General features: G+C 45.0%; 7 protein-coding genes and 2 pseudogenes. 8 read left to right on the top strand and 1 reads right to left on the bottom strand.

The window, feature by feature from the left end:
• Nucleotides 1–355: 355 nt before the first annotated feature.
• The 3 genes and pseudogenes from A1332_RS25440 to A1332_RS26590 all read left to right on the top strand — a co-directional run.
• The gene (locus A1332_RS25440) at nucleotides 356–520 is read left to right on the top strand and encodes a hypothetical protein (RefSeq protein ID WP_157204075.1); all 165 of its coding nucleotides are present in this window, start codon (nucleotides 356–358) and stop codon (nucleotides 518–520) included.
• A gap of 9 nt (nucleotides 521–529) precedes the next feature.
• Nucleotides 530–925, top strand: coding sequence for an IS110 family transposase (locus A1332_RS21070; RefSeq protein ID WP_082879813.1), 396 nt, complete (start codon nucleotides 530–532; stop codon nucleotides 923–925).
• A 90-nt stretch (nucleotides 926–1,015) separates the two neighbouring features.
• Nucleotides 1,016–1,093, top strand: a pseudogene (locus A1332_RS26590) (hypothetical protein); the annotation flags it as partial.
• 402 nt (nucleotides 1,094–1,495) lie between these two features.
• Here A1332_RS26590 and istA read toward each other — a convergent pair.
• Nucleotides 1,496–2,204 (bottom strand): annotated as a pseudogene (istA, locus tag A1332_RS21065) (IS21 family transposase); the annotation flags it as partial.
• 458 nt (nucleotides 2,205–2,662) lie between these two features.
• On the opposite strand from istA, the gene amoC reads away from it, so the two are divergent.
• From amoC to tagH, 5 genes are all read left to right on the top strand, one after another.
• Entirely contained in the window at nucleotides 2,663–3,415 is a 753-nt protein-coding gene (gene amoC, locus A1332_RS21060) for a bacterial ammonia monooxygenase, subunit AmoC (protein ID WP_020483731.1), read from the top strand.
• A gap of 117 nt (nucleotides 3,416–3,532) precedes the next feature.
• The gene (gene amoA, locus A1332_RS21055) at nucleotides 3,533–4,282 is read left to right on the top strand and encodes a bacterial ammonia monooxygenase, subunit AmoA (RefSeq protein WP_020483730.1); all 750 of its coding nucleotides are present in this window, start codon (nucleotides 3,533–3,535) and stop codon (nucleotides 4,280–4,282) included.
• 89 nt (nucleotides 4,283–4,371) lie between these two features.
• Complete coding sequence (amoB, locus tag A1332_RS21050) at nucleotides 4,372–5,616, top strand: bacterial ammonia monooxygenase, subunit AmoB (protein WP_020483729.1); 1,245 nt, start codon at nucleotides 4,372–4,374, stop codon at nucleotides 5,614–5,616.
• A gap of 116 nt (nucleotides 5,617–5,732) precedes the next feature.
• Nucleotides 5,733–6,137 (top strand): hypothetical protein, encoded by a 405-nt coding sequence (locus A1332_RS21045; protein WP_020483728.1) that lies wholly within the window; start codon nucleotides 5,733–5,735, stop codon nucleotides 6,135–6,137.
• 858 nt (nucleotides 6,138–6,995) lie between these two features.
• On the top strand, nucleotides 6,996–8,366 hold the full coding sequence (gene tagH, locus A1332_RS21040) for a type VI secretion system-associated FHA domain protein TagH (protein ID WP_064010382.1): 1,371 nt from the start codon (nucleotides 6,996–6,998) through the stop codon (nucleotides 8,364–8,366).
• Nucleotides 8,367–8,416 lie beyond the last annotated feature (50 nt).

The following is an 8,416-nucleotide window of genomic DNA, read 5'->3' as shown; positions in this document are numbered from 1 at the left end:
TAATTTGCTGGCTAACGTTGGCGCGACGCACTAGGCGTGCAGTCCAAGTTCTGACCTTGCCCCTATTTCGCGGAATGTTCTCTGAGTGACAAATTTAAGGAATCTCTGAACAAGTTGATTCCGTTCATGGTTCGACAAGCTTGTATGGTAAAGGTTAAGAGAATCGGGGAAACTTTGGGAGTCGGGATGGAGGGACGTCGGCAAGTATCTGCTAAGACAGGCCTCGCTGAGAATTCATTCCATCGCGTCTTCCAGAGTCGATGAAGAATCTAGCGGTTTAACCGCCGATTTGTGCACAAGCTTACTCGGTAGACGCACCACCCCGACTCTCTTATTCTCAACAACGGGAGGTCGTATGACAAGCGAAATGTTGATCGGTATCGATGCGGCAAAAGATGAGCTGGTGATTGATTCAGAACAGGAGTTGCTGACTATTGCCAATACAGCAGAGGCCATCGATGCCTGGCTGAAGACGTTACCGACCGAGAGTTATATCGGTCTGGAAGCGCCCAGCGATTAACATCAACTCATGGCAGAGCGAGCGGTATCCATGGGCAAGGTCGTCTATGTGCTGAACCCACGGGATATGCGCCATTATGCCCTGGGTTTGGGCAGACGGGGCAAGACGGATCGAGTGGACGCCCACATGATCCGGCGATTTATCACCACTGAACGGGGTCATTTACGTCCCTATCAACCTGCTTCGGCGATACAGCGCCAATTGGCTTTACTGCAACGGCGCCGTGCGACGGTGGTCAAGCATCGTCAAGCCCTGCAAAAAGCTTTGCGAAGCGTGAACCGACTCGAAGCGCCACTCTTTGACACCTTGGCCGCCTTGGATGTTTTGCTGAAGCATATCGATCAACAGTTGGAGGGTGTGTTGACATTACAGCCGGCACTTGCAAGCCCAAGTCCGGCGTCTTGAAAGTATACCGGGTATTGGCCGGCAAACCTCAACACAGCTGGCTGTATTGTTTGACCGCGTCCCGTTAAGCCGCAGTGATGCCGCCGGCGCCTATCTAAACGCGGGCCGGGCGAACTGCGAAGACTGTTGTACAACTGTGCCCAGGCGGCCGCTAAAACGGTTGTGTAGAAACCCTATTACCATGAGTTACGAGCCAGAGAGTTCTCGGCAATCCAGGCGCTGGTGATTATCGCCAGAAAACTATTACGCATCGCATTCTCGCTTTGGCAACAAGCCGGCGGTGCCAGATTCGACGCTCAAAAATTAGGCTGCCTCAACAATGTGGCTTGACGAAAACCATAGAATCTCGTAATCAACGGAACAATAACATTCCATTCGAGCCAAGCAAATTAAGTCGCCTTCGCGGTGTGTGGCGTTAACAAGAAACAGGGAAAAAGGCTCCCATTGAGATTATGGTACAGGGCCTTTCCACCCAAGACCGAATAAGCCGTGATATTTGTCCATCGCTACACGTGTCGATCCAGTATTGACTGTCGGGAGCTGCTGCAGGAATTGGGTCGTAATACCGAAGACGATACCTTTTTCCCAGCTAGATGCCACGTTGCAGAAATCCGGCTCGAACAAATAGTGCGCTGTCATGGCAAAAAGCGGGCATTGACCACCCGACCATTACGCTTAGTCACCTTGTCGACCGCCGTTTTCATATTGTCGTAGATGCCGCGTTTGGCAATGCCGCCCAGCGCCGAGAACGCGCGTCATACAGCATCTCCTGGGTTTGAGTGGGATAAGCCGACAAGAAAAAAGCCCGACTGGCGCACAGCTTGGTGGTATGGGCGACTTGGATTTTACGGTGAATACCCCCGATCACCAGCCATTCCTCACTCCAATCGAATTGAAAAGCCTCGCCCAATTCGAACTTGAGTGGCACATAAGCCGATCGACTGGACGTGCTGGCATCATTGCGCCAGTGGCGAACATAATCCGTCACTAGGGAATAATCACTGGAATACCCTTCCTGTTTAATGGCATCAAATAACATCAAAGCGGTGCGGCGATCCCGTTTTGCGCGGCGTGAGTCCACTTCCAAGGCTAGTAATAACGTCGGAATAAAAGGGGTTAGCTTGCTCGTGACCTGCGGTCTTTTAGGATACTTGTAGTAATCGGGATTGCCTTCTTTGAGCCAGGCTTTGATCGTATTCCGCGACAGACTAGTCCGGCGCTGAATTTCACTGATGGTGAGGTGGTCGCGATGAAACATCCGACGAACTTTTGCGAACATTGACATGGAATGCACTCAGGTTTTGCTCCTGCCTAAAATCACAGCAGGATACGTGGATTACCCGGTCAATTTTCGATCGGTACAACGTCTTCTAGATAATCAATATTCAACTGGCGCCAACACGGCTTTTGCTACTTGAACTGTGACGAATATTGCGTGGACCTGATTGCTTGTTGAATGGAACGGTTAGTTTTCATAAGACCCGTTGGTTATAGCGGGATTGCCCGCTACTGTGTGTCTGTGAATAGGGGGTAGGGGCTTGATCTCGGGTTTGCGAATTGGAGACAACAAGCGCTTAGATAAAATAGCTTAATTTATCTTGACAAGGATTTGGCAAGTGGTAGACTGCCACGCACCTCAAGGGACCGGGGTGTCTTCAATAAGAAGGCTAAATAACAAGGAAAAACAAAGAACTCCCGATTTGATCGGGGATTTAGATAATCTTTTAGGAGGTAGAAATGGCTGCTACAACTGAATCAGTTAAGGCTGATGCTGCGGAAGCACCGCTTTTAAATCAAAAAAACCTGTGGGCTGGTATCAGCCTGTATTTGGTTTTTTATTCTTTCATTCGTTGGTATGAAGGTGTTTACGGCTGGTCAGCTGGCTTAGACTCTTTTGCTCCAGAGTTTGAAACATACTGGATGAATATGTTGTACATCGAGATCGTTATCGAAGTGCTGCTGTTTGCTGGTATCAATGGCTATATCTGGAAAACTCGTGACCGTAAAGTTATGTCAATCACTCCACGTGAAGAGTTGAGAAGACACTTTACACACTGGACATGGTTGGTTTGCTACGGCTGGGCTATCTACTGGGGTGCTTCTTACTTCACAGAGCAAGACGGTACATGGCACCAAACTATCGTTCGTGATACTGACTTTACTCCAAGTCACATCATCGAGTTCTACCTGTCATACCCAATCTACATCATCACTGGTTCAGCTTCTTTCATGTATGCAAAAACAAGATTGCCTACATACCACGAAGGTCTGCACTTGATGTATCTGATTGCGGTTATCGGTCCATTCATGATCTTGCCTAACGTAGGTTTGAACGAGTGGGGTCACACATTCTGGTTTATGGAAGAGTTGTTCGTTGCTCCATTGCACTACGGTTTCGTATTCTTTGGTTGGGCTGCTCTGGCTATAATGGGTGTTGTGAACACCGAAGTAATGGCAATTGCAAAATTGCTGAAAAAAGATCTGGCTTAATAGCTTATCTTTAAAAGTAAAAATACTATCTCCTTTCCTGCCGCTGCTTTTTTTAAGTGGCGGTAGGATAAAGAGAAGTGAAAAAAATATAATTTTAATTCTTTAGGAGGTAAGCTAATGAGCGCATCTCAATCAGCTGTACGTTCACGTGCGGAAGCGGTACAAGTTTCCCGTACGTTCGACTGGATGATTCTTTTTACACTGTTCACAGCGGTTCTGGGCGGTTACCACATTCACTATATGTTGACTGGCGGTGACTGGGATTTCTGGACCGACTGGAAAGATAGACGTCTATGGGTAACCGTAGCTCCTATCGTTTCTATTACGTTCCCTGCGGCTGTTCAAGCATGCTTGTGGTGGAGATACCGTTTACCAATTGGCGCAACTTTGTCTGTTGTTGCTCTGATGATTGGTGAGTGGATCAACCGTTACATGAACTTCTGGGGCTGGACATACTTCCCAGTAAACATTTGCTTCCCATCTAACCTGTTGCCAGGTGCGATCGTTCTTGACGTTATCCTGATGATGGGTAACAGCATGACTCTGACTGCTGTTGTTGGTGGTTTGGCTTATGGTCTGTTGTTCTACCCAGGTAACTGGCCTGTTATCGCTCCATTGCACGTGCCTGTAGAATATAACGGCATGATGATGACTTTGGCTGACTTACAAGGTTACCACTATGTTCGTACCGGTACACCTGAGTACATCCGTATGGTAGAGAAAGGTACATTAAGAACTTTCGGTAAAGACGTTGCTCCAGTATCAGCGTTCTTCTCTGGATTCGTTTCTATCATTATTTACTTCTTGTGGCACTTCTTCGGCAGATGGTTCGCTAAAACCGACTTCATCGCTGACGACGCGTCTTAATTAGAAGAATAGTAAGAAAATGAACCTGGTGGTTCTAGATAGCTACCAGAAAGTCTTAATTAAAATTCTCTAGTGATAGAGGAGGAAATATGAAAATAATAAAAGACAAAGTTGCAAAACTGTCCTTTGTCGCACTGTTGGTCGCAATGACAGCAGCGATGTTCTATGCTCCAACAGCATCTGCTCACGGTGAAAAATCACAGGCTGCGTTCATGCGTATGCGGACGATTCACTGGTTTGACCTGAACTGGTCAAAAGAAGAAGTGCCTGTTAATGAAACTATGACAATTTCTGGTAAATTCCTGGTATTCGCAGGCTGGCCAGAAACTGTTGATAAACCAGAAGTTTCATTTTTGAACGTTGGTATCCCTGGTCCTGTATTTATCCGTGCAGGTTCTTGGATTGGTGGTCAATTGGTTCCTCGTTCAGTGTCTTTGGAATTGGGCGAAGTTTACGAGTTTAAAGTTCTGCTGAAAGCTCGTCGTCCAGGCGACTGGCACGTTCACTCAATGATGAACGTACAAGGCGGTGGTCCTATCATCGGCCCAGGCAAATGGGTAACCATTACTGGTTCTATGAGCGAGTTTGTTAACCCAGTCACAACATTGACTGGTCAAACAATCAACTTGGAAAACTACGCTCTGGACAACGTTTATTTCTGGCACGCAGTATGGTTCGCAATCGCGTTCGCATGGTTGTTGTTCTGGATCAAACGTCCATTGTTCGTTCCACGTCATATCGCTGTTAGCACTGGCAAAGCAGATTCTCTGATCTCAGCTGGCGACAAAAAAATCGGTATGCTGTTCGGCGTAGGTACTTTGGTTATCGTTGCTGCTTCTATGGGCGCTACCAACGAAAAATACCCTGTAACTACTCCTTTGCAAGCTGGTTTGTTGCGTGGTATGAAAACTTATCAAATGCCTGAAGCTAACGTTTCAGTTAAAGTTGATGATGCCACATACCGTGTTCCAGGTCGTGCAATGCAAATGACTTTGACCATCACAAACAACGGTGATTCAGCTGTTCGTTTGGGTGAGTTCAACACAGCAGGTGTACGTTTCTTAGATCCAGCGGTTCATGAAGATGATACTGCTTACCCAGACGATTTGCTGGCTGAAGAAGGCTTAACTGTTAGCGATAACAGCCCTCTGGCTCCAGGCGAAACACGCACTGTCGAAGTTACTGCTTCTGACGCTGCTTGGGAAGTATATCGCTTAGCTGACTTGATTTACGATCCAGACAGCCGCTTCGCAGGTCTGTTGTTCTTCTGGGATGAAAAAGGTAACCGTCAATTGGTAACAGTTGATGCTCCTCTGATCCCAACTTTCATCTAATAGTGAAAGTTTCCTAAGTCGAAATACTTAGGAAGAAACTGAAAACCCTCGCTATTGAAAGATAGCGGGGGTTTTTTTTGGTTAATATGCTCGGAAAATGCAGGAAAATATAAAAAATGAAAAAAATGTTAGTAATTGTTGGGGTATTAGTATTAAGCGGTTGCTCGGAAAAAGAAGAGTATCAGTCCGTAGTATTGGAGCAAATGAAGCAGGATAAAGATATTAAGGACTACGGAATTGAGCCGGAAACAATGACAAAATGTGTCGTCGATACTTCGTCAAATGATATGCCAGGATTATTCTTACTAGATCCTGAAAGACGCAAGGCGTATAAAAATTATGCCAAAATGTTAGATCTTAATAAGTCTAAGGATCCGCAGAAGACCCTAACTGAATTACGAGAAAGTTTTGGTGCAGCCAAAGAGCTTGCAGAAGCACATTCAAATTACGTCGAAAGCGTAGTCGAATGTATGTCTGGATTAGTGACTGGTGGTGAAGAAAAATTAAAAAATGCAAAATAGTACAACCTGACGACGAATTCAAACGGATTGACGATAAAGCTTGGAAAGTAGCAAACCACTCGGAATTTAATTGGGTGAGTAAAATGTAAATTTTTTACGGAACCTATTTTAGTTATCACTCTAAAGTGAAGTACAAAACCCAAATGCAAGTGAGTCCCACGTTGGGAGTGTATTCCAAAAATTACAAGTATCTCTTCAGGTTAAAACAATGAAGTACTGAGGAGTTTATATCAGCAAGGCATTGATATTAGAGATGTAGTAAAAGGTCCGATAATATTGCGGAAACGGCACGATAACTTATTACATCATCGCCGTCGTTATCATAGGTCTTTTGGAGCGCTGCGCTGCAAATAATCGTCCCGATTTTAGGGAGTCTCTAATTAATTCAGTTTTTCAAGAAAAACGATGAGCAAGCAATTGAATCAGTAGGTGCTTAAGTTTAAGTTCGAGATAGCGAATTAATCAGAGTTTCCTTAGGAGTTTTACACCCAAAGTGATAAGTTAGCATATCCCACCAAACTATTTATCACTGCATCTTTGCTCAGCTCGCCGGGACATCAAGTTAATGGCTGGCTTTCTAATTGGGTCAAAGTACTTTAATGTTGTGGTAGAAACGAGGCAAAGCCATCGGATTCAGACCCGAATACTTGATTGAAGAACGATAAATATTTTGACAATAGGTAAGCGAGGCTTTGCCGCCGTTATTTTGGAGACTTAAACAATCCGCGATGACGGCTCTTATGATTGAATATCGAGCAAAGTGATAAAGTTAGATTGCAAAAATGACTAAGCTTTTTTGATAAAAGCTGACGTAAGTTGCTAAGCTATTTAACTAATGTTAACGGTAGGACGACAATCGTGCCAATTATCTTAAAAGTACTTTCTTACAAGGGTTTGCCATTACCTACTGAATTGAGTGCCGAATTCAATCAGTTAGGAGGAACGATAGGCAGAAAGGCGGGAAACACTCTGGTGTTACCAGACACAGAAAACTTTGTATCAGGGCATCACGCTGAAATCATTTACCAGGACGGCGGTTACTTGATAAAGGATACAAGTAAAAATGGTACATTTTTGTCTAAGGCCGGATTGAATATAAATGATGCGCAAGCAAGATTGCTAGATCGTGAAGTTTTACGTATCGGCGAATATGAAGTTATTGTGGAACAGTCAGCCGAAATATTGCCAAGTTCACCCATTAGTATCGAGAGTCTTTCGCCTTCACCATTTGCCGAATCGTTTCCAAACGATCAACAGTCAATAGTAAATGAACCGCTGAATTTCTCGATTCCGCATAGCGCAGCGAATTCTCCGTTCGGAGAGCGTCCTCCAGCATCCCCTTTTCACGATAGCTTTACCCCGCCCGAGGTAATATCTCCCGAGAATGGTGGTAAAGATATTGCCGAATTCTTAAAAGGGTTAGATTCATTAGGCACATTGGATACACCTTTCAATGCGTCTCCCGAAGTAGAGTTTCCGAATTTTGAACCAATAAATTTATCCAAGCCTATTCCTTCGCATACAGCGCTGGATTCTGAAGACGTATTCCAAAATGCGTCTAATATTGAGCGTGAGGTTGAACCCACCGTGGTTCCGCAAGACAGTGAAATAGAGTTTACGCTAACACCGAATAAGGACCGCTATACCAGTTCGAAAACGGGTGAAGTATCACTCATGAAGATGTTTCTGGATGGTGCGGGAATAAAAGATCACGCGTTCTTAACAGAAGATCAGTGGCCGGAGGCGATGAAAGTTACCGGTGTGTTGTTCCGAAATTTGATCGAAGGCTTGATGGACGTTTTGCGCGCACGCGCGGAAATGAAAAGTGAATTTCGAGTTTCCGTCACCACAATCCGCTCTTTTGACAATAACCCGCTAAAATTCAATCCTGATGTGGAAAGTGTGCTTAAGCTAATGCTCGCGCCGAATAATCCCGCGTTTATAAATTCAAATGATGCAATAAATGAAGCTTTCAAGGATGTCAAATTTCACCAGCTAGCGATGACAGCCGGTATTCAGGCCGCATTAGCAGAGATCTTGCATCGTTTTGATCCAGAGAGTTTTGAGAAGACTTTGGGTGAAGGCATTGTTTTTCAAAGAAAAGCCAAGTGTTGGGAGCTTTTTTGCGAAAAATATCCGGAATTAAAAACACAAGCAATTGAAGGATTTTTTGGGGAAGAGTTCGCTGAAGCTTATGAAAAACAGATGCGTCTATTTGCGAGGCGGTGAAAGTTTGCAAGTTTATTGGGTTGGCAGCGCAGTTTTTATAAGTCATTGTT

This window comes from Methylomonas methanica (assembly GCF_001644035.1).
Taxonomy (GTDB): Bacteria; Pseudomonadota; Gammaproteobacteria; order Methylococcales; family Methylomonadaceae; genus Methylomonas; species Methylomonas methanica_A.
This window is presented reverse-complemented; position numbering and strand designations above follow the sequence as displayed.

Bases quoted from the DNA above. Each gene is read 5' to 3' on its own strand.
- A1332_RS25440 (WP_157204075.1), top strand. From the start codon at position 356: ATGACAAGCGAAATGTTGATCGGTATCGATGCGGCAAAAGATGAGCTG.
- A1332_RS21070 (WP_082879813.1), top strand. From the start codon at position 530: ATGGCAGAGCGAGCGGTATCCATGGGCAAGGTCGTCTATGTGCTGAAC.
- amoC (WP_020483731.1), top strand. From the start codon at position 2,663: ATGGCTGCTACAACTGAATCAGTTAAGGCTGATGCTGCGGAAGCACCG.
- amoA (WP_020483730.1), top strand. From the start codon at position 3,533: ATGAGCGCATCTCAATCAGCTGTACGTTCACGTGCGGAAGCGGTACAA.
- amoB (WP_020483729.1), top strand. From the start codon at position 4,372: ATGAAAATAATAAAAGACAAAGTTGCAAAACTGTCCTTTGTCGCACTG.
- A1332_RS21045 (WP_020483728.1), top strand. From the start codon at position 5,733: ATGAAAAAAATGTTAGTAATTGTTGGGGTATTAGTATTAAGCGGTTGC.